Source organism: Streptomyces hilarionis, assembly GCF_024539675.1.
Taxonomy (GTDB): domain Bacteria; phylum Actinomycetota; class Actinomycetes; order Streptomycetales; family Streptomycetaceae; genus Streptomyces; species Streptomyces hilarionis.
This window is the reverse complement of the sequence record NZ_JAHHIT010000050.1, coordinates 1-26,881: the sequence shown is the minus strand read 5'-3', so window position 1 is coordinate 26,881 and position 26,881 is coordinate 1. Positions and strand designations below refer to the sequence as shown.

Sequence of the window (26,881 nt, the reverse complement as noted above, 5' to 3'; positions counted from 1 at the left end):
ACGCGCCCGGCCTCACCCTCGACCGGACCCCTCCCTCTCGTCCGCCCCCGATCCTGAAGAGCTGGCTAAATGAACACCCAGTTGCGATCCACCCGAGCCAGCTTGACGAACCGCCCCTGCTGCGTCACCCAGGGGTGGGGGGTCCGGAAACGCGTCAGGTCGCCCATCGACACCACAACCGCGTCCAGCTGCTGCGCCACGCTGAGCACCGACTGGGGCGACGTGGACGGAACGGTCACGATGCGGCCCTCCTCGATCGCTCTGTCGACGATGTCCTTGTCGTCGTACTCGACCGCGTCGACAATGTCCGTGCCCAGCACGGTCACGACACGGTGTTCGGGATAGCGGCGTTTGATGGCCGTCAGCGCCGATCCGAGCAGACGGACACTGGGAGCGCGGGGCGACGCTGCCGTGCGACCGGCACTCATGATGTCACGGCCGTCGACCACGACACTCGGCGTTGCGTCATGTTCCGCCTCGTCGGGTTGAAGCACCTCTTCCAGCGCGGCTTTGCCGGTGGCTTCGGGCGCCTGGCGCGGGCCCTGCGCAGCCGGGGCGACGGCCGGTTCGACGATCCGCGTGAGCAGGCGTTCGAGTTCACGGTCGAGTCCGTGCGCGATGGGGGTACCGTCCGGACCGAAGCAGTCCAGTTCCTCGTCGAGGATCACCGCCCCGGTGTGGCGGGCCCGCGCATGGACCTTGAGGATGCCGCTTCGGTCGTAGTGGTAGTCGACGTCGAAGAGGTTGTCCGAGGGCTCCGCGGAGGGTTGCGGCACCGGAAGTTCGAGCCGCGCGAGGGGGAACGTGCGCTCGTCGTCCGCGGCGCGCTTGCCGTCACCCTCGACGATCTCGAGGACGACCTTGGAAGCCCCGCGGACCGCCGGCATGGCACTGCGCGTCCCCCGTGCCGGAAGCGTCGAGTAACGGGGAACCACGGTGGCGAAACCACGCTGCCGCCCTCCCGCGTCGAAGGACAGTCCCAGGTCGTGGCTGGTGGCAACCGAGATGGTGGTCTCGGGGACGAGTCCGTCGATCTCGGCCGCGGTAATGGCCGCTCCCCGGGCGACCGCCGTCATCGGCTTGCACAGACGGGCGTCGACCACGGACTTGCCCAGGACGCGCTCCACCTCACGGCGAACCAGCGGAATCTGCGAGGTACCGCCGATCATCAGTACGGCGTCGAGGTCCTGCGCGGTGAGACCCACGTCCTGAAGACACTCGGCCAGTGGCACGAGCGCACGACGCACAAGCGGTTGAACCGCTTCCTCGAACTCACCCCGGTGGATGACGACGGGAGGCAGCCCGCCGAGCGGCTCGAAGAGCACCTGATCCGTGCCGGGTTGCGACAGCACGATCTTCGTCAGCTCGACGTGCCGCCTCCAGCGGCGTGCCTCCAGTCGGGTCAGTCTCTCCGGGTGGCTGCCGAGCTTGGTGAGAACCAGTTTGACGAGCGCTTCGTCGAACTCCAGGCCTCCGAGCGCGGTGATACCGCGTGACGCCATCTCGTCGAAGATCCCGTCATAGTGCTCGAGGACGGTGACGTCGATGGTGCCGCCACCCCAGTCGAACACGAGGAACCGGCCTTCCCCGGGGAAGTCGTGGGCGTAGCTGATCGCGGCGGCCGTCGGTTCGTTGATCAGAGCCTTGACCTTGATCTTCGCCAAGCGGGCCGCTGCTCTGGTGCGATAGCGGGCGGCACCGGTGGCGTTGGCCGGCACCGTCACCACCGCCTCGTCCATCTCGCGGAGGTTACGGCGCACGCCGGCCTTCATCTGATCGAAGAGCGCTGCCGCCACGGCTGTGCTCCGGTAGGGCTCGTCGCCCAGCCAGACCTCGTGTTCCTCGGGTACCGCTCCGGTGCGAGGGGTCTTCTCCTCGTCCATGGCCCTCGGTCGCGAAGCGAGCATGCGTTTGACCGCGTCACGGGGTTCTGCCGTCTCGCACTTGGCCGACCAGCCGAAGCACAGGGTTCGCTGGATGTCGCGCAGCGACACGACGGAGGGAAAGAGTTCGTCGAAGCCCGGCCTGTTCCACTCCGCCGGCAGAGCGGCGCTGTCCACCCGGATCACCTCGGTGCCGTTCCCGGTCCAGCGGGCGACGACCGAGTTGCTCGTCCCGAAGTCGATGCCGAAGGTCATCGGTCCTCGCCTCCCTCGGTGACGGGGTCGGCGTGCGACGGGACGCGTCGCATCTCGCCACGCTGGACCACGCGGCCCGTGCGACTGTCCGTGTAAGCCGGAGCGAGGACTTCGTAGGCCCGACTGTCCGCATGCTCGCCGGGATTCACCAGGTTGAACGACTCGGGGTCCGCTTCGGTGACTCGCGTGATCCCGGACCGCCGCATCTCCTCCTCGACGCGCAGTCGCACAGCGGTGATGTCCTGCGCCGTCTGTGCGGTGCGGTCGATCAGCGCCAGCTGCGCCAGGTGCTCTTCACGCACGCGGGTCGCGTTGAGCACCGCGGTGCGCAGAGCCTCGTCCACGGCCGACTGCACCGCCTGTTGCACGAGGGAGCCCATTTTGCCCGCCGTCGACTGTGCTCCGGCGATGGCCGCGTCCAGTTCCGCCGTGAGCCTCCGGCCGACTTCCTGGGCGGCGCTCGCTCCGGCCTTCATGGCCGCCCTGTCCACCTTCGCCGCGATCTTGTCGCTGAGGATGCGGAACATCACCTCGGGGTCCGCCCGGGGGTCGAGCAGCGCCACGCCTTCCGCGGGGGCGCCGGAGTCGTCGACGACCTTTCGCCGGGCTTCTTCGGCCGATCCCGGAACGGACCCGTCGCCGGACGACCGCGCCCCTGCGCCGCGGGGCTCGTGGTTCGCGGGATCACGCGGCGGAACGCTCCGCGCCGCCTTCCGCACCGGCTTGCTGCGCACCCCTTCGAACGCCTTGATGCGACGGGGCTCCGCTGCGGACTTGCGGGGTTCTTTCTTCGCGGGCATCAGTGATCGTTCCTCAGTCTCCCGGCACAACGGCCGATGATCTCCCGGGCCGCCTCTGCGGCGGTCCACGACTTCTCCTGCTCGGTACTGGGCCCGGTGCGGCGCGCAAGGGGGCGCGGCCGCGGCTGGAGCAGCTCGCTCCGATCGTCGGGAACCCAGAGGAACCGCTCGTGCAACGGGAGTTCGTACAGGGGCTCGGATTCCTCCCCCAGACGTCGTGCGGTCTCGATCCGCCGGATGCGGTCCTTCGCGCCGTTGATGTACTCGAGCTGCTCGGCGCCGACCTGCCGACGCAGATCGCGCCACCCCTGTCCCCATTCGGTGGAGTCGTGCTCGACGCACAACGCCAGGTAGGGGTTGAGGACGTCGCGCGGCCTGGACTTGAACCGCAGGGACTGCAGCAGTTCGCTCAGGTCGCTCATGCGTCGCCGCTGCACTCCGTCGACGCCGCCGCGCTGCCGGCCTCCCCGCTTCAGCACCTCCTCCAGCAGTCCCACGCCCTGGTCGAGCCGGTCACGGTCCCCCGGACGGGCGTGCAGGAAGATCAGGTAGGCCTGGACGACCCGTGCCTCGCGGTCGGCCGAACCGGCGGCCCCCTGCGTCTCCACGTCGCGCAACGCCGCGGCCTGTTGCAGGACGGCGCGCACCGCGTCCTCGGTCCGCTCCGGTTCACAGGCCATGGCCCAGTGCATGTCGTCCAGCAGGCGGTACATGCGCCGCGTCCCTGCCCAGAAGTGGAACGGGGTGCGGCCCGACAGGAGACGGCTTTCCGGGGCGCAGTCCTCCAGCAGCCCGAAGAGGGCCCGGTCCCTGCCCATGCGACCGTCCACCGGCGCGCCTTGCCTGATGCCCCGCAGGGCGATCACGAAGTGGACGAGTTCCGCGGGCAGGTCCTGGTTGCCGTAAGCCCGGACGTCGTCCAGTGCGGAGACGTCTCCGGCCAGGAGGGCCGAGCGAAGACTCCAGCCGTCGTGGCGCCCGTCGACCTGGTCCACCGTCTCGCCCGCCTCGAGCATCCGGCGGCGTGCCTCATCCCGCCAGTCCAGAGCCGTGACCTCGGCGTCGGTCAGCAGGTGCGGGGCCAGACGTGCCGTCACATAGCGGGTGCGGTCGCTCGGCTCCGGCCAGGTGTCGCCGACCACGGCCGGGGTGAGGGCTCCTTCGTCGATCAGGTCGTCGACGACGGACAGCGGCAGGCGTGCGACGAGTCGCTGCCACGTCGCGGTCGACTGAACCGCGCGCCCGTGTGCCTCGGCGGACTCCAGGTGCAGCTGCCATGCGTCGACCGTGCCCTGCTCGGCATCCGGGGCAGGCAGCCGCCCCGATCGGAGTTTTTCGGCGCGGGAGAGCTCTGCCTCCTCCAGGAGGGGGAGGCCACTGACCGTCAGGTCCACAAGCTGTCCCAGCGCGGGCAGTGGATCCGCCCGGATCAGCAGGTCGACCGCCTCGGCCGCCACTGCCCGCAACGGGTCGGCCGCCCGGGCCGCCAGTTCCTCCATGCGGTCGGTGACCGCGATGTCTTCTCCCATTTCGGCCATGGCCCGTCGCAGGGCATGTATCACACGTGTGGGCAGCGGTGTCGGCAGCAGACGGGGAGAGTCCGCCCCAGGCTCATCCGGTGACTCGGCCGGGAAGCCGTTCACGGCCGGGCGACGCCGCGCCCGCAGGGGAGCGCGGGCGCCACCCTCCCGGTCCCGGCGCACTTGCTCGCGTCTTTCCAGTTCCGCGCGCCTCAGCTGTTCCAGGTCGGCCGCGGCAGCCGGCTCGATCGTCATCGACGTAGTCCTCCCCCTCCCCGTGAACGCCCGATTTCCTCCCCGATCGGCCAGGACACGGCGATCGACCTGATGTTAAGGCAGGACGGCACCGCTCTCGTAGTCGACGTCGTACCCCACCAGCGACGATGCCGAGTGCGGGCGGTTCCGGGCAGCACTGCGGGCACCGTCACCCGACTCGCTTCCACTCCTGGCACCGGTTGGTCTTGAAGTACTCCCCCTTGCCGAGGGTCACCCGGCCCGGCCCCTGAAGGTTGTTGTTGGAGATGATCGAACCGAACTCGCCGCTGGCGTCCTTGGCCCGTTCCCAGTAGCAGCCCAACTCGTCCTCGGGGCCGGCAGTCCGGTACGTCCCGGGCTTGATGTCCTCGCCGACGAGGTACTCGCCCTCGCCCGAGAAGGCGGTCGCGGGACCGGCGGGCTCCGCCTTCTCGGGCTTGGCGGTGACCGTTTCGGTGACCGTGGGGGCGGGGGCCGCCTTGCTCTGCGCCGTCTTGGTCACGGTCACCGTAAGGCGGGGGGCAGCCTTGGCCTCGGCGGTGCCACCGGAGGCCGCCTCGCCACCGTTGGCGCCGATTCCTACGCCGACGAACAGGGCGACAGCAGCCGTGACGCCGTACTTGATCCGCTGTCCGCGACGGGACACGGGCTTGAGAGGTACGGGCGGGACCGGCGGCGTCGGCCCCCAACCGCTCTGCGGGCCCTGGCCGTACTGCGGGCCGTGGTCGTGCTGCGGGTCGGGGGTCGGGTTCGTCATGGCGTGCTCCGTTCGGTGATGCCCGACCCGTTCCGGCAAGCAAGGGGGCCGAGGCTGTTCGAGAGGTGGGCGCCGCGTGGCGCGGCCTGCGCGCCGGAACGTCGCTACGTGAGTGCTCGCACCCGGCAGGAAGATGTCCGGCGACCGCTTCCGATCGGAAGCATCGAAAGATAAGCATCTCACTGAAAGCACTGTCAATCACGTTGACAGATTCGACGGGTGCTGTAGGTTGTTGACGTCCGCTGCCGAGCGAGACAGAAGCCAGAGAGCCAGGACCCCCCTCATGTCTCAGCCATCCGCCCAGGTGACCGCCGCCGAGATCTCCCGCATCGCGGGGGTCACGCGCGCCACGGTCAGCAACTGGCGACGTCGGCACGACGACTTCCCGGCCCCGTCCGGCGGTACGGACAGCAGCCCCCTGTACGACTTGGAGTCGGTGCGTTCCTGGCTCGCCTCGCGTGGCCAGGTCGCCGCGGCGAGCCCTTCGGAGGAGTTGCGCACGATCCTGCGTCTGCACGCGCAGAGCGGCGCGGGCACGACCGACCTGCTCCTCCTGGTCCTCGCGGCGGCGCGCCGCTCACCAAAGGAGCTGACGGCAGCCGCGCTGCTCCCGGACGCGGAGCTCGTCGGCCGCGCCGAGCGGGAGGTGGCCGCCGTGGCCGACACCGTGCCGGGCGCGGACGCCGTCCGCTTCGAGGCGGTCGACGCGGCGGTTCTGCGGGCGCTGTACGGGTGTGTACGCGACGAGGGCGGCCAGGCCGCGCTGGGCGTGCTCGCCGAGCGGGAACTGGAGGACAGCGCCGCGTCCGGCGCGTATCGGACGCCCGAACCGCTCGCAGACCTGCTGGCAGGCCTGATCCCCGGATCACCGGTCGGCGTCCTCGACCCGGCCTGCGGCAGCGGCACCCTGCTGGCGGCCGCCGCCCGGCGGGGCGCGAGCGAGCTGTACGGCCAGGACACGCTTCCCGTGCAGGCCCGGCGCAGCGCCGTGAGCCTGATGCTGACCGCTCCGCGGGCCGAGGTCACCGTGCGCGCCGCCGACAGTCTGCGCGCGGACGCCTTCCCCGGCCTGGTCGTCGACGCGGTGCTGTGCAACCCGCCGTTCGGCGTCCGCGACTGGGGTCACGACGAGCTGGCGTACGACCCCCGCTGGGCGTACGGGGTGCCGCCCCGCGCCGAATCGGAACTGGCGTGGGTGCAGCACGCGCTCGCCCATCTGACCCCGGGCGGCCACGCGGTCCTGCTCCTGCCGCCCGCCATGGCAGGCCGTGCGTCGGGCCGCCGCGTACGGGCGGAGCTGGTACGCGGCGGAGCCCTGCGCGCGGTGATCGCCCTGCCGGTGGGCGCGTCGATCCCGCTGCACGTCGGTCTCCAGATCTGGGTGCTGCAACGGCCCGAACCGGGCGGCCCGGAGCGCAAGACGGTGCTGTTCGTGGACGCGGCGGAATCGTCGTCGCCGGCGGGTGCGGGGGGCGGCGGCGCGGCCGGGACCACCCGCACCCGAGGCGCGGGAAGCCGGTCCGTCGCCCCGGACTGGGCCGAGCTGACCGCGCGGGTCCTGGGGGTGTGGCGGGCGTTCACGGGGAACCCGGACGCGTTCGAGGGCGAACCCGGCGTCGCGTACGCGGCGGGCGTGGTCGACCTGCTGGACGACGTGGTGGACCTGACTCCGGCACGTCTCGTACGGGCGTCACGGACCGAGGTCGATCCGGCGGTGCTGTCGGCGCAGGTCGACGCCACGCGCGGCAACCTCGTCAAGGCCGCGAAGGCGCTCGCGCGGACGGCCGGTCACGAGGAGTGGGGCAGCGCGGGCCCCGCGGCACGCGAATGGCGGACGGCCACGGCGTCCGACCTCGCGCGCGGCGGAGCGCTCACCTTCCTGCGGACGGCACCGGAGGGTGCGCGGGGCCGCGCGGAAGAACCGGAGGGTGCGCGGGGCCGCGCGGAAGAGGCGGAGCGGACGGACCGGGCGGAAGCCGGGGAAGCGACCCAGGAGGCTTCCGCCGCGCGCGCCGTCCTCACCGGCGCGGACATCGCGCGCGGGTCGGGCCCCACGGGCGACCCGTCGGAACTGCGCGGCGCCGTGGCGCCCCTGGTCGCCGTCGGGGACGTCCTCGTACGGGCGGTCGCGAACGGGGACGGGCCGATGGCACGGGTCGCGGGCGAGGAGGACGCCGGCGCGCTGCTCGGCCCCCACGTCCACCTCTTCCGGCCGGACCCGGCACGTCTGGACGCCTGGTTCCTCGCCGGGTTCCTGGGCGCGGAGGAGAACATCGCGGGCGCGTCGACGGGCAGCACGGTCCTGACCGTCAGCCCCGGCCGGCTGCGCGTGCCGCTGCTGCCGCTGGAGGAGCAGCGCCGGTACGGAGAGGCGTTCCGGCACGTGCACGCCCTGCGGGCCGAGGCCCGGCGGGCGACGCGCCTGGCGGAGGAGACGGCACGGCTGCTGGCGGGCGGCCTGACCGGGGGGCAGCTGCTCCCGGGCCGGGACGGCGGCGGCTCACCCGCAAGGTGACGAATCACCCCATTGGGCATACGGACCTTCATCCACATGGACCACACTTGTCGGCACCCGAGCGGCCCGAGCGGCAGCGCGGTGGGGGCGGGACACGCAGGACATGCGAGACATCTCGGAAAGGGAATCGGGGATTCAGTTGAACAGCAGTAAGCACACGGAGTTGGCGAACCACGCGTGGTCCGTCGCCGACCTCCTGCGGGGGGACTACAAGCAGTCCGACTACGGCAAGGTCATCCTGCCGTTCACGGTGCTGCGGCGTCTGGAGTGTGTGCTGAAGCCGAAGCGCGAGAAGGTCGCGGAGCTGGCGGCGCAGTACAAGGACAGTGACATCGACCCGGACGGCTTCCTGCGCCGGGCCTCGGGCCACTCCTTCTACAACAAGTCGGCCCTCACGCTGAAGAAGATCGCGGCGGACCCGCAGAACGCGGCGAAGAACCTCCACGTGTACGTGGGCGCGTTCTCGGACAACGCGCGCGGCGTCCTGGAGCGGTTCGAGTTCGCGCAGCAGATCAAGCGGCTCGACAGCGCGGGCCTGCTCTACCAGGTCATCGGCAAGTTCACCGACCTGGACCTGCGCCCCGAGATCGTGCCCAACCACAACATGGGCTACATCTTCGAGGAGCTGATCCGCCGCTTCGCGGAGCAGTCGAACGAGACGGCCGGTGAGCACTTCACCCCGCGCGAGGTCATCAAGCTGATGGTGAACCTCCTCATCGCCCCGGACGGCGACGCGCTCCACGTCCCCGGTGTGATCCGCACCGTCATGGACCCGGCCTGCGGCACGGGCGGCATGCTCTCGGCGGTCGAGGACCACATCAAGGACCACAACCCCGACGCCACGGTCGAGGTGTACGGGCAGGAGCTGAACCCCGAGTCCTGGGCGATCTGCCGGTCCGACCTCATGATCAAGGGCCAGGACCCGGAGAACATCGCCTTCGGCAACTCCTTCTCCGACGACGGCCACGCCCGCAAGTCCTTCGACTACCTGCTGGCCAACCCGCCGTTCGGCGTGGAGTGGAAGAAGGTCAAGGAAGACGTCGAGTTCGAGCACAAGTCGCTCGGCGACTCCGGCCGGTTCGGCGCGGGGCTCCCCCGGATCAACGACGGCTCACTGCTATTCCTCCAGCACATGATCTCGAAGATGAAGCCGGTCGACGTGAACGGCGGGGGCGGCTCCCGCATCGCGATCGTCTTCAACGGCTCACCCCTGTTCACGGGCGCGGCGGGCTCGGGTGAGTCGGAGATCCGCCGCTGGATCCTGGAGAACGACTGGCTGGAGGCCATCGTCGCGCTCCCCGACCAGCTCTTCTACAACACCGGCATCTCCACGTACTTCTGGATCCTGACGAACCGCAAGAGCCCCGACCACAAGGGCAAGGTCGTCCTGCTGGACGCCCGCGACCAGTGGCAGAAGATGCGCAAGTCCCTCGGCGACAAGCGCAAGGAGCTCGGCAAGGACCACATCGCCACGGTGACCCGGCTCTACGGCGACGCCCTCACCGCCGCCGCCGACCCGGAACACCCGCTGCACGCCAAGGTGAAGGTCTTCGCCAACACCGACTTCGGCTACCAGCGGATCACCGTCGAACGCCCGCTGCAACTCCGCTTCGAGGTGACGGAGGAGACGCTTGCCGCGCTCGCTGCGTCCAAGCCGGTGCAGAAGCTGGAGCAGTCCGAGGACTTCGTCGGCGCGGTGCGGACGCTGCTGGGCTTGTCCTGGGGGACGAAGTCCGAGGCGCTGGTGGCGTTGAAGGACGCGGTGGTCGCGGCCGGGCTCCTGTGGCCGGCGGGCGCGCCGTTCGCAAAGGCGGTACGGGAATCGATCGGCGTCCGGCACCCGGAGGGCGAGGTCCAGCGCATCAAGGGCGAGGCCGAGCCGGACTCGGAACTGCGGGACTACGAGAACGTTCCGCTGGGCGAGGACGTCGAGGAGTACCTCAAGCGCGAGGTCCACCCCCATGTGCCGGACGCGTGGATCGACCACACGAAAACGAAGGTGGGCTACGAGATCCCGTTCACCCGGCACTTCTACGTCTACGAGCCGCCGAGGCCGCTGGCGGAGATCGACGCGGAACTGAAGGCGCTGGAAGCGGAGATTCAGTCACTGCTCGGTGAGGTGACCAACAAGTCATGAAGGCACCCTTGAGGGTCTTTGCGGTAGAAGCACAGACCGGGCCGTTTGGATCTCAGCTCCACGCAGATGAGTACATTGAAGATGGCGTACCGGTCATCAATCCCTCCAATATTAAAGATGGAAGGTTGATCCCTAACCGGCATGTCACGGTAAGCAAATCAACCTCAGAACGACTCGCTGCGCACCGTCTCCGACAAGGGGATCTAGTTTTTGCCCGTCGCGGAGAATTGGGCCGGTCCGCGATTGTGCCCAACGATGCTACTGGCTGGCTCTGCGGCACCGGATCCATCAGAGTACGCATCGACTTCAAGAAGTTGGATCCGCGCTACGCTGGGTACGCTCTGCAATCTGAAGAGACACGCGGCTACTTCTCGCGCTTGGCAGTGGGAAGCACAATGGAGAACCTCAACACATCTATCGTTTTGGGCACCCCAATTCCCGTGCTCCCCCTTGATGTGCAGCGTCGCATCGCCGACTTCCTAGACGCCGAGACCGCCCGCATGTCCAGGCTTACCGCGACGCTTCAGCGCTTCGACGTAGATGTGCGGGAACGCGAGCGCGCTGTCCTGGCGAGCATGCTCAATGCGGGCGTGACTGAGGTACGAAGCAACCTGCCTTCAGGGTGGCACTGGACTCCGCTCATGCATCTCACTGACCAACTTCGGCAAATCATGTACGGGATTGTACTGCCGGGACCAAACGTGCCAGACGGCGTTCCCATCGTGAAAGGCGGGGACGTCGCAGCAAACCGGCTCACCGCCGCAACACTGAATCGGACGACCCATGAGATTGAGTCTGGATACGTACGGTCCCGCCTTACAGGCGGAGACCTAGTGATCGCTATCCGCGGTAGTGTCGGCGAGGTTGCAGTCGTACCGGACGAGCTGACGGGTGCGAACCTTACACAGGATGCAGCCAGAATCTCCATCGGCCCCTCCACAGATGCCAATTGGCTGCGTCTTGTGCTCGACTCTCCGATAGTCGTTCACCAGATCCAGGAGCGAATTACGGGTGCCACGATTAAGGGGATCAACATCTGGGACCTCAAACGCGTATTGGTACCCACCCCCCGTTCATCCCACCAGAGGAGCTTGGCCGAGGATGCTAGCAAGACCGTCGCAGCGCATGAGGCGTTGAGGACTCGCGTGACGCGGCATAGGGAGCTGGTAGCCGAACGCCGACAAGCCCTCATCACCGCCGCCGTAACCGGCCAGTTCGACGTGTCCACTGCCAGCGGGCGTAACGTGACCGAAGGAGTCTCTGTATGAGCCCCGTGCATGACGAGTCCGCCTTCGGGGATGCCATCGTTGCCGCGCTCTGCGAGCGGGGGTGGCGTGAGGCCGACCGCAAGGAGTACCGGGCCGATCTCGGCCTGGACACCAAAGAGCTGTTCACCTTCATACGGGAGACCCAGCTCGACGAGTGGAACGACCTCCTCAGCATCTACGGCGGCAACAAGAGCGAGGCCGAGCGCGGATTCGCCCAGCGCCTTGACCGGGCCATCGCCGACGACGGGCTGCTGCACGTGCTGCGGAACGGAGTGAAGGATCGCGGGATCCTCCTCCGCGTCGCCTACTTCCGGCCGAATCTGGTCGCCGCCGAGAACGTCCTCGACGACTACCGGGCCAACCGCCTCACCGCCGTCCGGGAACTCCCCTACGCCACCAAGCAGGCCGACTGGGGCCACCTGCTCGACCTGGCCCTGTTCCTGAACGGCATCCCGGTCGCCACGGCCGAGTTGAAGAACCCGCTGACCGGGCAGGGCGTCGAGCACGCCAAGGAGCAGTACCGGACGGACCGCGACCCGACCGAGCTGATCTTCACGCGGCGGGTCATCGCGAACTTCGCCGTCGACCCGGACCTGGTGTTCGTCACGACCCAGCTCCGGGGCAAGAGCACGAGGTTCCTGCCGTTCAACACCGGCTCCAACGGCCCCGGCCAGCCCGGCGGCGCGGGCAACCCCGAGCCCACCGCCTTCGGGACGTACGCGACCTCCTACCTGTGGGAGCAGGTCTGGCACCCCGAGAACTGGCTCGACCTCCTGCACCGCTTCGCGCACCAGCAGAAGCACAAGACGCCCGGCGGCGGCACCACCAAGTCGACGATCTTCCCGCGCTACCACCAGTGGGACGTCGTCCAGAAGCTCACCGCCCATGCGTCGACCCGGGGCACCGGCCACAACTACCTCGTCATGGCGTCCGCCGGCTCCGGCAAGTCGAACACCATCGGCTGGCTGGCCCACCGCCTGAGCGACCTGCACGCCCGCACGGACCCGCACTCCCTCGAACCGGAAGCCCTCGCCAGTGGCCGCATCAAGCCGGGTGAGCCCGTCTTCGACAAGGTCATCGTCATCACGGACCGCCGCAACCTGGACGCCCAACTCCGGGAGACGGTCGGCAGCTTCTCGCAGACGGACGGCCTGGTCGTGAAGGTCGACGAGAAGCACGGCGCGAAGAGCGAGCAGCTCGCGCGCGCCCTCTCGCGGGACACCGGCAAGATCGTGACCGTCACCCTGCACTCGTTCCCGGCGCTGCTCGACTACATCAAGCGGAACCCGACCGAGATCAAGGGCACGCGCTTCGCGATCGTCATCGACGAGGCGCACTCCTCGCAGTCCGGGGACGCGGCCACGGCCGTCAAGTCCGCGCTGCGGGAACTCGGTCTGGACTCCGACTCGGAGGACGCCGGCGCGACGACCGTCACGCTCGGCGACAAGCTCAAGGGGAAGGCGGTGGAGCGGTCCCGGGCCACGAACCTCTCCTACTTCGCCTTCACCGCCACACCCAAGGCGAAGACCCTCGAACTCTTCGGCACCGAGAGCACGGAGAACGGCAAGGCGGTCTACCGCCCCTTCCACACGTACTCCATGCGCCAGGCCATCGAGGAAGGCTTCATCCTCGATCCGCTGCGCAACTACGTCACGTACGCCACGTACTGGAAGCTGGTGAACCAGAACCCGGACGAGAAGGAGGTCGACCCCTCCAAGGCCAACAGCCTGCTCGCCCGGTTCGCGCTCACGCACGAACACACCGTGTCCCAGCACGCGATGGTGATCGTCGAGCACTTCGTGACGCACACCCGCGGTCGGCTCGGGGGCCGGGCCAAGTCCATGGTGGTCACCGCGTCCCGGCAGTCGGCCGTGCAGATGGCGCGAGCGATCAAGAGCTACATCAAGGACCGTGACTACGACACCAAGTACCCCGACCTGGGCGTGCTCGTCGCCTTCTCCGGTTCCCTCACGATCGACGACGAGGAGACCACCGAGACCAAGGAGAACGGCGGTCTGTCGGAGGGCGCGCTGCCGAAGGCGTTCGCCTACACCCGCGCCGACGACAAGGCCGTGAAGGCCGGCGGCAAGGGACAGCAGGAGTACAAGATCCTGGTCGTCGCGGAGAAGTACCAGACCGGCTTCGACCAGCCGCTCCTCACGACGATGTACGTCAACAAGACGCTCACCGGCATCTCCGCCGTGCAGACCCTGTCGCGCCTCAACCGCACCGCCGAACGCAAGTCCCAGGCCGACCTGGCCGTCCTGGACTTCGTCAACGAGGCCGAGGACATCCAGGAGGCCTTCCGCCCGTACTTCGAGGAGGCGACGACCCTCCCGTCCGACCCAAATCTCCTCTACGCGGCTCAGAGCCGCGTGATGTCCCCGCCGGTCATCTCCGAACAGGACATGGACGAGTTCGCTGCCGCGTACTTCGAGGCCAAGGAGAAGGCGGCCGGCTCACAGGCCAAGTGGGAGAAGCTGCACGCCGAGCTGTACCGGCTCTTGTCCCCGGCCGTCACCCGCTTCACCAAGCTGGTGCAGAGCGAAGAGGAGGATGAGGTCGAGACGGCGGAGGAGTTCCGCGCCAACCTCAACGACTACGTCCGCAAGTACGGCTTCCTGGCGCAGATCGTGCCCTACCAGGACCCCGACCTGGAACGCCTGCACCTCTACGGGCGCTACCTCCTCAACCGCCTCCCCCGCAACGCCGACGGCGGCGTCGACATAGGCGAGGTCGACCTGAGTCACCTGCGCGTGGCGAAGACCGGCGAGCACGACGTGTCCCTCAACCCCGAGGGCGCGGCCGAGCTGAAGGGCTTCGGCGACGGCACCGGCGGCGCGAAGGACGCCGAGAAGTCGCTCCTGTCCGAACTGATCGACAAGTTCAACGCCAAGTTCGGCACGGACTTCACCGAGCAGGACCTCCTGCCGGTCTTCAACATGACCAACGAGGACCCGCAGGTCCGCGCCGCAGCCCTCGTCAACGACGAGGACAACTTCGGGCTGGTCTACGACAAGAAGTTCGAGGAGAACATGATGGATCATGTCTCCACGATCGACACCCTCGGCAAGCGCTACTTCGGCGCCGACCGCAGCTTCAAGTCCAACCTGGACCGCAGCGCGCGGCGGGCCGCCTGGCGCCTGATCCGCCGGGAAGAGGGTCTGGACGACATCTGACGCGTTCGGGGCCCGGCGTCACGCCGGGCCCCGAACGTCGTGCGTCCCTCAGCGGCCGACGGCCAGCCGCACCAACCCGGCCCAGGCGTCGACGCCGACGGCGAGCACCGCTCCGTCGACCTGCTTCGAATCCCGGACGAGGACGGCTGCGCGGGTCGAAGCGACCTCCAGGCACTGGCCGCCCTCAGCGCCGCTGTAACTGCTCTTGAACCAAGCTGGTCCGGTGGCCACCGATTCGCTTCCTGCGGCGTTCATAGCTCTCCCAGCAACTTCGCGATGTGGTCCAGGCTCTCCCGCGGACTGAGCGCCTGGCTTCGGATAATCCCATAACGGGCCGCTGCGAGACTCGTCTCATCGCGCTTGGTCATCAGGTTGCTGCGTCCCTGCACCTCCGAGTACACGAACTGCTCGCCGGCCTTGCTGGTGATCACCGTGAACGGCCCGTCCACACCGGCATTGTCCTCTCGGTCCAGCGGCATCATCTGAAGTTCAACGTTGCGCTTGTCGCCCATCAGGAGCAGGTGCTCAAGCTGTCCTCGAAGTACGGGCTTCCCTCCCAACGGCTTTCGCAGCATGGGCTCCTCCATCACAAAGCTCAGCAGCGGGGCAGGCCAACGGTTGAAGATCTCTTGGCGTGCCAGACGCGCCGTGACGCGCAGTTCGATGGTCTCCTCGTCCAGCAGCGGACGGCGCATGGAGAGAATGGCGCGCATGTAGTCCTCGGTCTGGAGCAGGCCATTGACCACGAGCGTGTCGTAGGCGCACAGTTCACCGGCCTCCGCCTCCAGCCGGGCCATGTCCCGAAAGAACGCCGGATACTGAGCCCGCCCCACTTCTTCCTTCAGGGCCCTCAACACGCCCCCGGCGTCCAGCACTTCGTCCGCGCGGTCGATGAACCGGGCCTGCGGGATCCGCCGCCCCTGCTCGATCGACGCCACCGTGTCCGCCGCGTACCCGACCCGGCTGCCGAACTCGGCGCGCTCCAGCCCGGCCCGCGTCCGCAGAAGCTTCAGCTGCCGCCCGAACGCGGTCACGACACCGCTTCCCGGATCATCCTCAGGCCGCTGCCGCCGCTGCCCGTCGTCCTCGTCCCGCATGGTCACCGTCCTGCCGCCTCTCCCCCGCGTACCGCCACGTACAGCGCCCGGTCCGGCCCCGTACGAAGGGCCGGAGTCAGCGCGTCACCACTGGTCACGCTACGCCACGAGAGGCCACCGTGAGTACATGACCGCAACACAACCACCCCCCACGACGCACCGGTTCGCCCTGCGCTTCAGCTCCACCCCGCGCGGCGCGCGCCTCGCCCGGCGCATGTGCGGCGAGCGGCTCGACGCGTGGGGGATCCCGTACGGCAGCGCCGCGCACGACGCCCTCGTCCTCGTCGCGGCGGAGCTGTGCGCAAACGCCGTGCGGCACGGGCACGTCGCCGGACGGGACTTCCACGTCCTGCTCGGCGCGGACCCGGCCACCGGCACCGTACGGATCGAGGTCAGCGACACCCGCGGCGAACGCCTCCCCCACATCCGCACCCCCGCACCGGACGACGGCGGGCGCGGCCTGCTCCTCGTCGAGGCGCTCGCCGACCGCTGGGGCTGCGCGCCACGCGTGGACGGGCCCGGCAAGACGGTGTGGGCGGAGTGCGTCGTACCTGGCGGGAACCGGTAGTCCGGCTGGACTCGGGAATCCCGCAGGCGCGAAACTGACCCCCTGACCACAGCGGACGCTCACGGGGGCGGGGGACGGGTGCCGGAAGAACCAATCGCGGGACGCTACGAGCTGCTCGAACAGTTCGGCCACGGCGGCATGGGGGACGTGTGGCGCGGTTATGACGCCGTACTGGACCGGCCCGTCGCCGTGAAACGCGTCCGGCCCCAGTCGGTGACCTCACCGCACCTGGCGGAGGAGTTCGAGAAGCGGTTCCGGCGGGAGGCGCGGATCACCGCGCGGATCCAGCACCCGGGCGTTCCGCAGGTGTACGACGCGGTGCTCGACGCGACGTACGAGCAGCTCTACCTCGTCATGGAGCTGGTGGACGGGGTGCCGCTGCCCGCCTACGTCGACCCACAGCGCCTGCTGCCCGTCAGCTGGGCGGTGTCCGTGGCGGCGCAGGTGGCGACCGTGCTGTCGTACGCGCACGACGTGCCGGTGGTGCACCGGGACCTGAAGCCGGGGAACATCCTCGTCGCACGGGACGGGACGGTGAAGGTGCTGGACTTCGGCATCGCCGCCATCCTGCGCTCGGACGTCACCAAGCTGACCGCGACCGGCAGTCCCATCGGCACGTACCAGTACATGGCGCCGGAGCAGGTGCGCGGTGCGCGGGTCACGCCCCACACCGACCTGTACGCCCTCGGCTGCGTCCTGCACGAACTGCTGTGCGGGCGGACGCTGTTCAGCGGGGACAGTGAGTGGCAGCTGATGACGCAGCACGTACAGGCGGCCCCCACGCCCCTGCGGCAGCTGCGCGCAGACGTGCCGTCCGCACTGGAGGAACTGGTCCTGCACCTGCTGCGCAAGGCGCCCGAGGCGCGTCCCCGGGACGTCCAGGAGGTGTACGAGCGGCTGCGGCCGTTCCTGCCCGTGCCCGGTGAACCCTCATCGACGCTGGAGGCCGGGCCCGCCGGTGCACCGGACCCGACCGGGATCTTCCGCCGCCCGTACGCGCCGCGCGCGCGGGCCGGCGCGGGAGCGGCCGCGCGCACCGGCTCGGCGCAGACGCCGGGCGCCGTCGCGCCCGCGCCACTTCCCGATGCGCTGCGCGCCCAGGTGCGGGAGGTGCACGCCCACTACGCCGCCCTCATGGAGGAGGAGCGGTACTCGCAGGCCGCGGAGGTCGTCGGCGAGCTGATCGAGTCGGCGGCGCGCTCCCTGGGCTCCGAGAACAAGGTGGTGCTCGGGCTGCGCAGGCGGCGGGCGTTCAGCCGGCAGCTGGCGGGCGACTACCGGGCTGCGCTGCCCGAGTTCGAGGCGCTCGCCGAGGCCTACGCCAGGATCAGCGGGCCGTCCAGTGAGTCCGCTCTCGACAGCCGGGCGCAGGCGGCCCGCTGCCGGGGCGAACTCGGGCAGGTAACAGAGGCGTTGGCAGGTCTGGAGGATGTCCTGGAGTTGGTGCGGGCCATCGGCGGCGACATGAGCGAGGACGCCGTGGAGCTGCGCCGGGACATCGGCATGCTGCTGCTCGCGCAGGGCCGGACAGCGGACGCGTTCGACGTCCTGGACCCGCTGCACTCCGACCTGTGCATGGTGCTCGGCCCCGACGACGAACTCACCGCCGAGGTGGCCGAGACCCTGGCGGTGATCCGTCTGGATCTCGACGGCGGCCAGGCCGGCTCACCCACCTGACCTGCTCTTCCTCCCTCACCGCAGCCCGCCGTAGCCCGCCGGGCCCTTAGGATCGCCCCATGCCGCAGCTCGCCTTCGACATCGCGTTCTTCGCCGAACTCCCCAAGCTCCAGCCCCCGGTCAGGAAGGGCGTGCTGGACGCCTGGGAGAAGTTCAGCCGGCTCACCCTCGATCAGCTCTTCAAGGATCCGGGGCTGAAGCTGGAGAGCCTGACGAACGCGAAGGACAAGCAGATCCGGACGATCCGCATCGACCAGTTCTGGCGCGGCGTCGTCCTCGCCCCCACGACCGGGGACACCTTCGTGCTGCTGCGGATCATGCAGCACGACAAGGCGATCGCCTGGGCGAAGAAGCAGAAGTCCAGCATCAACGAGGTGACGCGGGCCGTCGAGATCCGGGACGCGGCGACCCTGGACGAGCTCACGCCGGCGTACGAGCGGGTGGCGCGGACCTCGCCGAAGGCGCGGCTGTTCGCGAAGTTCTCCGACGGCGACCTGGCCGCCCTCGGCATCGACGCCGAGACGCTGCGGCAGGCCCGCTCACTCGTCGACAAGGAGCAGCTGGAGATCTTCGCGCCGCTGCTGCCGCAGGACCAGAGGGAGGTGCTCCAGTACCTCGCGGAGGGCTGCACGGTCGAGGAGGTCTGGCAGGACATCGTCGCGCCCGCGCTCCAGGCGTCGTCGCAGCCGGTGGACACGCAGGACTACGAGACGGCGATCCGGCACAGCCGGGCCCGTATCGCGCTGGTCACGGCCTCCGAGGAGCTGCGGGACATCCTGGAGAAGCCCTTCGCGGCCTGGCGGGTGTTCCTGCACCCCTCGCAGCGCAAGGTCGCCTACCGTGCGTCGTACTCGGGGCCCGCCCAGGTCAGCGGCGGGCCCGGTACCGGCAAGACCGTGGTGGCCCTGCACCGGGTCAGGCATCTGCTCGGGCACCTGCGCGACGGGGACCGCATCCTGCTCACGACGTACACGAACGCGCTCGTCGACTCCCTGCGCGCCGGCCTGGAGTCCCTGGTGGAGGACCCGGAGCTGCGCGGGCGGGTGGACATCTCGACGGTGGACGGCTTCGCGAGCCGCGTCGTCGCGCAGGCGCCCGGCGCGCCGGCGCTGCGGCCGCTGACGAGCAGCGAGGAGGAGAGCCGCTGGGGCAAGGCCGCGCAGGCGACGGGCTTCACCGGCAGCGCGCAGTTCCTCGCTCAGGAGTACCGGCATGTCGTCCTGGCCCAGGACATCAGGACCCTCGCCGCGTACGAGACGGCCGACCGGCGCGGCCGCGGAAGCCGGCTGGCGGCATCCGAGCGGCCCCTGGTCTGGGAGACGGTCGAGCGGTTCACGGCCGACCTGGCGGCGGACGGGGCCCGCACCTGGCTCCAGACGTGTGCGCAGGCGGCCCGGCTGCTGGAGGAGAGGGGCCCGCAGTACCGGCACGTGGTGGTGGACGAGGCGCAGGACCTGCACCCGGTGCAGTGGCGTCTGCTGCGCGCTGCTGCTCCCGCCCGCCCGGACGACCTGTTCATCGCGGGTGACCCGCATCAGCGCATCTACGACGCGAAGGTGTCGCTGAAGTCGCTCGGCATCAAGGTGACCGGGCGGTCGGTGAAACTGCGCAAGAACTACCGCAGCACCCAGGAGATCCTGCGCTGGTCCACCGCCCTGCTCGTCGGCCGCCCGGTCGCCGAGTTGGAGGACGCCAACCGTACCGACACGCTGCTCGGCTACCGCTCTGCCCTGCACGGCGACGGGCCCGTCGTGCACGCGGCGGCGACCGAGGACGCCGAACTGGACGCGCTCGTCGCCCGGGTGCGGGCCTGGACGGACGCGGGCGTGGGCGCTGGAGAGATCGGGGTCAGCACCCGCTTCAACAAGACATGCGCGAAGGCGGTGGCCCGGCTGAAGGACGCCGGCATCCACGCCGCGCCGCTGCGGGCCGTCGGCGCCTCGGCCGACGCGGAAGCCGTCCGGGTCGGGACCATGCACTCGTTCAAGGGGCTCGAGTTCCGCTGCGTCGCCGTCGTCGGCGTCAATGAAGACGCACTGCCGTTCGCGAAGGCGATCACTCCCGTTGACGTGGATCTCAAGCAGCACGAGGAGGACATGATGTCCGAACGCTGCCTCCTCTTCGTCGCCTGCACGAGAGCCCGCGACAGCCTGTACGTCTCCTGGTCGGGCGCGCCCAGCCCGTTCCTGACAGAAGTCGGCGTGTGAGACCCGGGGGGCCGCCCTGACTCACTGCATGACTGGACTGCGCCCCCGTTCCGCCGTCGGCCGTTCCGCTCACCGCAGCCGCAGTTCCCTCACCGCAGCCCGCTCGCATCAAGGAGGCGTACCACGTCCTTGCGGCCGTAGCCGAGGCGTGTGGCGCGGTGGGCGGCCGTCAGGATCAGGTGCGCGACGATGTGCGCCCCGTAGCCGTCGCGGTCGCCCCCGAGCCATTCGTCCGGCTTGTCGATGCCCAGGCTGTTCATCACCAGGCCGTGTTCGCGGCGGATCTCGGCGACCGTGTCGGACACGGCTCCCAGCAGGGTGGCGCCGGGGCGCTCGCAGGTGAGGGCGAAGCAGCCCCGGTCGGACGGTTCGCAGCCGCTGGGCGGATGGGTGCGCAGGCGCTCGTAGCGTTCGTCGGCGAAGCCGCCGTCGCCGAACTCGTCGTGGACCAGCACGAACCGGTGGAATCCCGCGGGCGGCCGCGGGGGCGGGGGTGTGTACTCCCAGCCCGCGTCCTCGTGCACCAGCCGGCGTACCTCCTCCTCGTCGGCCGAGGTGACCGAGAAGCCGGTCGCGGTGTTGTGCCCGGTGATCGTGCCGTCGGCGTTGCGCCGGATGTGCAGGCTCATGTCCACCCCCGTGGTCGCGTGAACGGGAAGATCCCGTCACCCGCACAACGGCCCGGTGCCGCGGCCCGTGCCCGATCCGCCGCGCATCACTCGATCGTGTGAGCGACCGGCGCGTTCACCCCTCTCCGTGCAGGAACGCCTTCACGGCCGTCACGAAGCGCTCGGGGTCGTCCCGCCACGGAAAGTGCCCCGCGCCGGGCTGCACCACGAACTCGGCGTTCGGGAAGAGCTCCGCGAACCGCCGCATCACCTGCGGCGGCGCCCCCAGGTCGGCCTCGCCGGCGAGGAGGAGGACCGGGGACGGGAGGGAGGCGAGGGCCCGGCGGGTGGCGGCGGGGTGGAAGGCGCCGTCGGCGGCGTACGCCGCGGCCGCCTCCTGGTTCTTCTCCTTCTCGCCCGCCGCGTCGAACTCCCGGGCCTCCTCGTCCCACCGGGCGTGGAAGAAGGGGGCGACGAGCTGCCAGGAGTCGGCGGCCGCCCGGCCGGCGGTGATCGCCTCCAGTGCGGCGTAGCCGGAGGCGAACCACGGCTGCGCGCTGCGCAGGCGCGCGGTCGCCAGCCGGTCCTCGGCGGTGATCTCCAGGCCGGCCGCGTAGACGCTCGGCGTGATCAGCAGCAGCCGTCCGACGCGCTCGGGGTGACGGGCCGCGTAGAGGAGGGCCAGGTTGGCTCCCGCGGAGTGTGCGAGCAGGTCGATCCGGTCGAGACCGAGGTGCGCGCGGAGCGCCTCGACGTCGTCGACCTGGCGGTCGCAGCGGTACGAGGCGGTGTCCGCGGGGAGCGCCGACGCTCCGGTGCCCCGGGGGTCCAGCCCGACGAGCCGCCGGTGGGCGGTGAGCCCGCCGAGGTCGCCCAGGTAGGCGGCGGACTGCATGGGGCCGCCGGGCAGGCAGACCAGCGGTGGCCCGTCCCCCGCCGCGTGGTGGGCGAGACGGGTTCCGTCGGGGGCGGTGAAGATCGGCATGGGGTGATCCTCACAAGGACGTCGCGCGGGGCGCAACGGAGTTCGCGGGCGGCGGGCCGGCTTCCCGGCCGCGCAGGGGCGGGGGCTCCCCCTTGCGCAGGGGTGGTGGGCGCGGGCTCCCGCACCCGCGCCCACCGGTCTTCGCCGCCCCGCGGGGGCTCGTGGCCGGTCGCCTCAGGCGGCCCGGGCGGTTCCCTCCCGGTGCCTGCGGACGATCTCCGCGTAGTGGTGCCCGGTGCCCTTGATGGTGCGGGCCTGGGTGCGATAGTCGACGTGGACGAGGCCGAAGCGCTTGTCGTAGCCGTAGGCCCATTCGAAGTTGTCGAGCAGCGACCAGGCGAAGTAGCCCGCCAGGGGGGCGCCCTGGCGGGCGGCCGAGGCGCAGGCGGCGAGGTGGCCGGTGAGGTAGGCCTGGCGTTCGGGGTCGTCGACGGCTCCGTCGGGGCGGACCACGTCCGGGTAGGCGGACCCGTTCTCCGTGACGTACAGCCTGCGGGCTCCGTACTCGTCGGTCAGGCGCAGCAACAGCGTCTCGATGCCGCTCGGGTCGACCTCCCAGTCCATTCCGGTGCGCGGGACGCCAGGCCGGCGGACGGCACGGGCGTGCGGGGCCGGTCCGTCCGGGTCGTCGGTCACCGTCGCCGGGAAGTAGTAGTTGAGGCCGAGCCAGTCCAGCGGCGCCGCGATCGTCGTCAGGTCGCCTTCCCTCTCGGGGAGTTCGACGCCGTAGACCTCGCGCATGTCCGCGGGGAAGCCGCGGCCGTGCACGGGGTCGAGCCACCAGCGGTTGGTGTGGCCGTCCATGCGGCGGGCGGCGGCGACGTCCTCGGGCCGGTCGGTCGCGGCGTGGACGGTGGAGAGGTTGTTGACGATGCCGATCCTCGCGTGCGGCGCGGCCGCCCGGACGGCCTGGACGGCGAGGCCGTGGCCGAGGAGCAGGTGGTAGGAGGCGCGGACGGCGGCGGTCAGGTCGGTGAGGCCGGGGGCCATGGCGCCTTCGAGGTGGCCGATCCAGGCGGAGCACAGCGGCTCGTTGAGGGTGGCCCAGTGGGTGACGCGGTCGCCGAGCCGTTCGGCGACGGCCGACGCGTAGGCGGCGAAGTGCTCGGCGGTCTCCCGCTCGGGCCAGCCGCCGCGGTCCTGGAGCACCTGGGGCAGGTCCCAGTGGTAGAGGGTGACGGACGGGGTGATGCCCGCGGCGAGCAGTCCGTCGACCAAATGGTCGTAGAAGTCGAGGCCCTTGGGGTTGACGGGGCCGTCACCGCCGGGGACGACGCGGGGCCAGGCGACCGACATCCGGTAGGCGTTCACTCCGAGCCGTCGCATCAGGGCGATGTCGTCGCGCCAGCGGTGGTAGTGGTCGCAGGCCACGTCGCCGTGGTCGTCGCCCGCGATCTTTCCGGGGGTGTGCGAGAACGTGTCCCAGATCGACGGCGATCGGCCGTCCTCCGCCACGGCTCCCTCGATCTGGTACGCCGAGGTGGCGGTCCCCCACAGGAAGTCGCGGGGCAGGGCGGCGAGGTCGATGGTCACTGAGGTCCCTTCGGGATCGGGGTGTCGGGTCACCGGGGGGTTCCGGGGCGGTGCGCTGGTCCGGGTGGCTGACGGCTCCCCGCTCGCTGCACGGGTCCGGGTCGCCGCGGGGCTCCGGGTCAGGTCATGGGTCACTTCACGGCTCCGGCGGTCAGGCCCGCGACGAGGTAGCGCTGGAGCAGCAGGAAGCCGGCCACCACGGGCACGCTGACGACGAGCGAGGCGGCCATGATCTGGTTCCAGTAGACGTCGTTGAGGGTGGAGTAGCCCTGGAGGCCGACGGCGAGCGTGCGGGTGGTGTCGTTGGTCATGACGGAGGCGAAGAGGACCTCGCCCCAGGCGGTCATGAAGGCGTAGACGGCGACGGCGACGATGCCGGGGATCGCGGCGGGCACCACGATCCGCAGGAGCGCGCCGAGCGGTCCGCAGCCGTCGACCAGCGCGGCCTCGTCCAGGTCGCGCGGGACCGAGTCGAAGTACCCGATGAGCATCCAGATGGAGAACGGGAGCGAGAACGTCAGGTACGTCAGGATCAGACCGCCGCGGGAGCCGAACAGGGCGATGCCGGTGGCGTTGCCGATGTTGACGTAGAGGAGGAACAGCGGGAGGAGGAAGAGGATGCCGGGGAACATCTGGGTCGACAGCACGGTGACGGTGAAGGTGCGTTTGCCGCGGAAGTCGTAGCGGCTCACGGCGTAGGCGCTGAACACGGCGATCACCACGGAGCAGACGGTCGCCGCGCCCGCCACGATCAGCGAGTTCACGAAGTAGCGGGCGAGCGGGACCGTCGACCAGATGTCGATGTAGGGGCGGATCGTCAGTCCGCTGGGCAGCCAGCGGAACTTCCCGGTGACGTCCGCGAGGGGCTTCAGGGAGCTGGAGACCATCACGTAGACGGGCACCAGGACGAAGCCCGTGAGCAGGGTGAGGAAGATCCGCCGGGACCACAGGAACGAACGCGGCGGCGCCATGGGCGAGTCAGCGCGCACGGGATGGCCTCCTTCCCCGGGTGGTGAGGGCCAGGTAGACGCCGGTGACGGCGAGCAGGAAGAGCAGCAGGAGCACAGACATGGCCGATCCGGTGCCGAAGTTCCAGGTGACGAAGGACGCTTGGTAGATGTGGACCGAGATCAGGTCCGCCGCCTCCGGTGCGGCCCGGCCGAACAGGACGAACGGCGTGTTGAAGTCGTTGAAGGTCCACAGGAACAGCACCAGGACGAGGACCTGGTTGACCGGCGCCAGGGAGGGCAGGGTGATGCGGCGGATCTGCTGCCACACCCCGGCTCCGTCCAGGGCGGCGGCCTCGTACAGTTCGCGCGGGATGTTCTGGAGTCCGGCCATGACGATGAGGAAGGCGAACGGCCAGCCCTTCCACACGGACACGGTGAGCAGGGCGTAGAAGCTGTTGTCGCCGATGAGCCAGAAGGACGGCTTGTCGGTGAGGTGCAGCTGGTCGTGCAGCACGTGGTTCACCAGGCCGTTGTCGTGCTGGAACATGAAGACCCAGGTGATCACTGCCGCGTAGACGGGCAGCGCGTACGGCACGAGGAACAGCGCCCGCAGCAGTCCGCGGCCGCGGAAGGCGTCCTGCATGAAGAGCGCCGCGGCGGTGCCGACGAGCCAGCACAGGCCGACCGACAGCAGGGTGAAGCCGACCGTGACGAAGAAGGAACGGAGCAGGGCCTGACCGACGGGGGCGTCGAAGTCCACCGAGACGCGGTAGTTGTCGAGGCCGGACCACGGGGCGGCGCCCCAGTCGCGGATGAAGAACTGGGTGAGCTCCTTGAAGCTCATCACGACGCCGATCACCATCGGCACGAGATGCACGAGGAGTTCGAGGATCAGGGCGGGCAGGAGCAGCAGGTAGGGCAGGCCGGCGCGGCGGATCCGGCCGGGCCGCGGGCGCGGGATCGCGTCGTCGCCCTTCGGGGTGGTTCGAGGCTTCGGGGCCTCGACGGTGGCGGTCATCCGGCTCACTTCGCGGGCATCTGCTGCTGGGCCTTGGCGAGCTCGGCCTTGACCGACCCGGTCGTCACCGGGTGGCCGGCGGCCGCGTCGGCGAACAGCTTCTTGACGGCCGTGCCGACCGTCGTCTCGAACTGCGACTCGTCGGCGACCTGCGGCAGTGCGGCGGCGCTCTTGGCGAGGGTGTCCTTGAGGACCGTGTTCGCCGGGGTGCCGAAGGCCGGGTCGGCCTGCGCCGAGGCGACCGGCGGGATGGTGCTGTACGCCTTGTTGAGGATCTTCTGTTCCTCGTCCCCGGTCATGAACTTCACGAACTCGGTGGCGCCGTCGAGGTTGTCGGTGTTCTTGAAGACGGCCAGGTTGATGCCCGCGACCATCGAGTTGACCTGGGCGCCGGCGCCCGGAGCGCCGGACTGCACGGGCACGGGGGCGATGCCGAAGCGGTCCGCGCTCATGCCCTGGGAGGCGAGGTTGGCGGAGGCCGACTGCCACAGGAGCATGGCCGTCCTGCCCTTGGCGAAGTCGCTGACGGACTGGTTCTGGGCGTACTCGGCGTTGCCCTGCGGGATGACCTTGTCCTTCGCCATCAGGTCGACGTACTGCTTGACGGCGGCGACCACGCCGTCGGAGGTGAAGTCGGGTTTGCCGTCGGCGGTGAAGAAGTCGGCGCCGTGCTGCTTGGCGAAGACGAACACGTGGTGGATGTTCTCCGAGACGTTGGCGCCCTCGGCGCCGAGCACCTGCTTGCCCGTTGCCTGGATCTTCTTGCCGTCGGCGGTCAACTCGGCCCATGTGGCGGGAGGTTGGGCGATTCCGGCGTCGGCGAAGATCTGCTTGTTGTAGTAGAGGGCGTACGCCATGGAGTACAGGGGCACCGCGGCCGGGTCCTTGCCCTGGGCGCCCGTCGAGCCGAGCGCGGACGGGACGAAGCGGTCCTTGCCGCCGATCTTCGCGAGGTTCGCGTCGTTCCAGGGCAGCAGCGCGCCGGTGGCCTGCAGCGAGGCGGACCAGGTGTTGCCGATGTTGAGGACGTCGGGGCCCTGGCCGGAGGTGGTCGCGGTGAGGATCCGGTTGAGGAGGTCCGACCAGGGGACGACCTCCAGTTCGACCTTGATCCCGGTCTTCTTCTCGAACTTGTCGAGCTCGGGCCGGAGGACCTTCTTGTCCACCTCGATGCTCGCGCCCTGGTTGGAGGCCCAGTAGGTCAGGGTTCTGGGCGAGTCGTTGGAGCCCTCGCCGTCGGTCGAGCTCCCTCCGCCGCAGGCCGTGGCCGCGAGGGCGAGGGACATGACGACGGCTCCTGTGGCCGCGGCTCGGATGGTGCGCATGGGTGGGCTCCCGGTGTCATCAGGACTTAATTTAGGACGTGAGTTAAACCGTGTGAGCCGTGCGCGTCAAGAGTCCCGGCACACTCCGCGGAACTCCGGCCCCACCCCTTGACGCACACGTTCGGGCAGTTGAAGCATGCAGCGTTGAGAGAGCGCTCTCAGGCACGTCCTCCTTCACTTCCCGAATGCAGCCGTTCCGTCGAACGGCCTGACCGAGGAGAGCCGCCCATGCCCCACACCCCGCCGTCGGACACGCCCGCCGTGCGCCGCCGATCGGTCCTCGCCGCCGCCACGGCCGCCGCCGCGCCCGCCCTCGCCGCACTCACCGCCGCTCCCGCCTCCGC

19 protein-coding genes are annotated in these 26,881 nt (G+C 69.9%); 7 read left to right on the top strand and 12 right to left on the bottom strand.

The window, feature by feature from the left end; translation table 11 throughout:
• Positions 1 to 65 precede the first annotated feature (65 nt).
• The 4 genes from KMS84_RS12420 to KMS84_RS12405 all read right to left on the bottom strand — a co-directional run bounded on the left by KMS84_RS12420 (position 66) and on the right by KMS84_RS12405 (position 5,470).
• Entirely contained in the window at positions 66 to 2,138 is a 2,073-nt protein-coding gene (locus tag KMS84_RS12420) for an Hsp70 family protein (protein ID WP_256916227.1), read from the bottom strand.
• Entirely contained in the window at positions 2,135 to 2,938 is an 804-nt protein-coding gene (locus KMS84_RS12415; protein WP_256916226.1) for a hypothetical protein, read from the bottom strand. Before KMS84_RS12415 ends, KMS84_RS12420 begins: the two co-directional genes overlap by 4 nt.
• Positions 2,938 to 4,467, bottom strand: a complete 1,530-nt coding sequence (locus tag KMS84_RS12410; RefSeq protein ID WP_256916225.1) for a hypothetical protein — start codon at positions 4,465 to 4,467, stop codon at positions 2,938 to 2,940. Before KMS84_RS12410 ends, KMS84_RS12415 begins: the two co-directional genes overlap by 1 nt.
• 415 nt (positions 4,468 to 4,882) lie before the next feature.
• Entirely contained in the window at positions 4,883 to 5,470 is a 588-nt protein-coding gene (locus tag KMS84_RS12405; RefSeq protein ID WP_256916224.1) for an Rv1352/Rv1906c domain-containing protein, read from the bottom strand.
• A 283-nt stretch (positions 5,471 to 5,753) separates the two neighbouring features.
• Between KMS84_RS12405 and KMS84_RS12400 the strand changes: the two genes are divergently transcribed.
• From KMS84_RS12400 to KMS84_RS12385, 4 genes are all read left to right on the top strand, one after another.
• Positions 5,754 to 7,985, top strand: a complete 2,232-nt coding sequence (locus KMS84_RS12400) for an N-6 DNA methylase (RefSeq protein WP_256916223.1) — start codon at positions 5,754 to 5,756, stop codon at positions 7,983 to 7,985.
• A 139-nt stretch (positions 7,986 to 8,124) separates the two neighbouring features.
• Positions 8,125 to 10,122: a type I restriction-modification system subunit M gene (locus tag KMS84_RS12395; RefSeq protein WP_256916222.1), complete on the top strand. Its 1,998-nt coding sequence runs from the start codon at positions 8,125 to 8,127 to the stop codon at positions 10,120 to 10,122.
• A complete protein-coding gene (locus tag KMS84_RS12390) occupies positions 10,119 to 11,390 on the top strand; it encodes a restriction endonuclease subunit S (RefSeq protein WP_256916221.1) in 1,272 nt (423 codons plus the stop codon). The genes KMS84_RS12395 and KMS84_RS12390 overlap by 4 nt, the downstream gene beginning before the upstream one ends.
• Positions 11,387 to 14,569: a type I restriction endonuclease subunit R gene (locus KMS84_RS12385; RefSeq protein WP_256916220.1), complete on the top strand. Its 3,183-nt coding sequence runs from the start codon at positions 11,387 to 11,389 to the stop codon at positions 14,567 to 14,569. The genes KMS84_RS12390 and KMS84_RS12385 overlap by 4 nt, the downstream gene beginning before the upstream one ends.
• A gap of 48 nt (positions 14,570 to 14,617) precedes the next feature.
• Here the strand turns inward: KMS84_RS12385 and KMS84_RS12380 are convergent, their stop codons facing one another.
• Together KMS84_RS12380 and KMS84_RS12375 are read right to left on the bottom strand one after the other, a co-directional pair.
• Positions 14,618 to 14,824 carry a DUF397 domain-containing protein gene (locus KMS84_RS12380; protein ID WP_256916219.1) on the bottom strand — a complete coding sequence of 69 codons (207 nt, stop codon included), beginning with the start codon at positions 14,822 to 14,824 and terminating at the stop codon, positions 14,618 to 14,620.
• Positions 14,821 to 15,666 (bottom strand): helix-turn-helix domain-containing protein, encoded by an 846-nt coding sequence (locus KMS84_RS12375; protein ID WP_256916218.1) that lies wholly within the window; start codon positions 15,664 to 15,666, stop codon positions 14,821 to 14,823. The genes KMS84_RS12380 and KMS84_RS12375 overlap by 4 nt, the downstream gene beginning before the upstream one ends.
• Positions 15,667 to 15,793: 127 nt before the next feature.
• Between KMS84_RS12375 and KMS84_RS12370 the strand changes: the two genes are divergently transcribed.
• The 3 genes from KMS84_RS12370 (at position 15,794) to KMS84_RS12360 (ending at position 20,118) form a co-directional block, all read left to right on the top strand.
• Positions 15,794 to 16,234 carry an ATP-binding protein gene (locus tag KMS84_RS12370; RefSeq protein WP_256916217.1) on the top strand — a complete coding sequence of 147 codons (441 nt, stop codon included), beginning with the start codon at positions 15,794 to 15,796 and terminating at the stop codon, positions 16,232 to 16,234.
• Between the two features lie 78 nt (positions 16,235 to 16,312).
• Positions 16,313 to 17,911 (top strand): serine/threonine-protein kinase, encoded by a 1,599-nt coding sequence (locus KMS84_RS12365; RefSeq protein ID WP_256916216.1) that lies wholly within the window; start codon positions 16,313 to 16,315, stop codon positions 17,909 to 17,911.
• A 59-nt stretch (positions 17,912 to 17,970) separates the two neighbouring features.
• Positions 17,971 to 20,118 (top strand): UvrD-helicase domain-containing protein, encoded by a 2,148-nt coding sequence (locus tag KMS84_RS12360; RefSeq protein WP_256916215.1) that lies wholly within the window; start codon positions 17,971 to 17,973, stop codon positions 20,116 to 20,118.
• A gap of 89 nt (positions 20,119 to 20,207) precedes the next feature.
• On the opposite strand, the gene KMS84_RS12355 is transcribed toward KMS84_RS12360, so the two are convergent.
• The 6 genes from KMS84_RS12355 to KMS84_RS12330 form a co-directional block, all read right to left on the bottom strand.
• Complete coding sequence (locus KMS84_RS12355) at positions 20,208 to 20,747, bottom strand: hypothetical protein (protein ID WP_256916214.1); 540 nt, start codon at positions 20,745 to 20,747, stop codon at positions 20,208 to 20,210.
• Positions 20,748 to 20,862: 115 nt separating this feature from the next.
• Positions 20,863 to 21,711, bottom strand: coding sequence for an alpha/beta fold hydrolase (locus KMS84_RS12350; protein ID WP_256916213.1), 849 nt, complete (start codon positions 21,709 to 21,711; stop codon positions 20,863 to 20,865).
• 174 nt (positions 21,712 to 21,885) lie between these two features.
• On the bottom strand, positions 21,886 to 23,244 hold the full coding sequence (locus tag KMS84_RS12345) for a GH1 family beta-glucosidase (protein ID WP_256916212.1): 1,359 nt from the start codon (positions 23,242 to 23,244) through the stop codon (positions 21,886 to 21,888).
• A 131-nt stretch (positions 23,245 to 23,375) separates the two neighbouring features.
• Entirely contained in the window at positions 23,376 to 24,215 is an 840-nt protein-coding gene (locus KMS84_RS12340) for a carbohydrate ABC transporter permease (protein ID WP_256916267.1), read from the bottom strand.
• A 7-nt stretch (positions 24,216 to 24,222) separates the two neighbouring features.
• Positions 24,223 to 25,212: a carbohydrate ABC transporter permease gene (locus KMS84_RS12335; protein WP_256916211.1), complete on the bottom strand. Its 990-nt coding sequence runs from the start codon at positions 25,210 to 25,212 to the stop codon at positions 24,223 to 24,225.
• Between the two features lie 5 nt (positions 25,213 to 25,217).
• Positions 25,218 to 26,537: an ABC transporter substrate-binding protein gene (locus KMS84_RS12330; protein WP_256916210.1), complete on the bottom strand. Its 1,320-nt coding sequence runs from the start codon at positions 26,535 to 26,537 to the stop codon at positions 25,218 to 25,220.
• Positions 26,538 to 26,881: the final 344 nt, after the last annotated feature.

Excerpts from the sequence above, each read along its gene's own strand:
- KMS84_RS12420 (WP_256916227.1), bottom strand. The coding sequence starts at position 2,138 with ATGACCTTCGGCATCGACTTCGGGACGAGCAACTCGGTCGTCGCCCGC.
- KMS84_RS12415 (WP_256916226.1), bottom strand. The coding sequence starts at position 2,938 with ATGCCCGCGAAGAAAGAACCCCGCAAGTCCGCAGCGGAGCCCCGTCGC.
- KMS84_RS12410 (WP_256916225.1), bottom strand. The coding sequence starts at position 4,467 with ATGGGAGAAGACATCGCGGTCACCGACCGCATGGAGGAACTGGCGGCC.
- KMS84_RS12405 (WP_256916224.1), bottom strand. The coding sequence starts at position 5,470 with ATGACGAACCCGACCCCCGACCCGCAGCACGACCACGGCCCGCAGTAC.
- KMS84_RS12400 (WP_256916223.1), top strand. The coding sequence starts at position 5,754 with ATGTCTCAGCCATCCGCCCAGGTGACCGCCGCCGAGATCTCCCGCATC.
- KMS84_RS12390 (WP_256916221.1), top strand. The coding sequence starts at position 10,119 with ATGAAGGCACCCTTGAGGGTCTTTGCGGTAGAAGCACAGACCGGGCCG.
- KMS84_RS12385 (WP_256916220.1), top strand. The coding sequence starts at position 11,387 with ATGAGCCCCGTGCATGACGAGTCCGCCTTCGGGGATGCCATCGTTGCC.
- KMS84_RS12380 (WP_256916219.1), bottom strand. The coding sequence starts at position 14,824 with ATGAACGCCGCAGGAAGCGAATCGGTGGCCACCGGACCAGCTTGGTTC.
- KMS84_RS12375 (WP_256916218.1), bottom strand. The coding sequence starts at position 15,666 with ATGCGGGACGAGGACGACGGGCAGCGGCGGCAGCGGCCTGAGGATGAT.
- KMS84_RS12370 (WP_256916217.1), top strand. The coding sequence starts at position 15,794 with ATGACCGCAACACAACCACCCCCCACGACGCACCGGTTCGCCCTGCGC.
- KMS84_RS12360 (WP_256916215.1), top strand. The coding sequence starts at position 17,971 with ATGCCGCAGCTCGCCTTCGACATCGCGTTCTTCGCCGAACTCCCCAAG.
- KMS84_RS12355 (WP_256916214.1), bottom strand. The coding sequence starts at position 20,747 with ATGAGCCTGCACATCCGGCGCAACGCCGACGGCACGATCACCGGGCAC.
- KMS84_RS12350 (WP_256916213.1), bottom strand. The coding sequence starts at position 21,711 with ATGCCGATCTTCACCGCCCCCGACGGAACCCGTCTCGCCCACCACGCG.
- KMS84_RS12340 (WP_256916267.1), bottom strand. The coding sequence starts at position 24,215 with ATGGCGCCGCCGCGTTCGTTCCTGTGGTCCCGGCGGATCTTCCTCACC.
- KMS84_RS12335 (WP_256916211.1), bottom strand. The coding sequence starts at position 25,212 with ATGACCGCCACCGTCGAGGCCCCGAAGCCTCGAACCACCCCGAAGGGC.
- KMS84_RS12330 (WP_256916210.1), bottom strand. The coding sequence starts at position 26,537 with ATGCGCACCATCCGAGCCGCGGCCACAGGAGCCGTCGTCATGTCCCTC.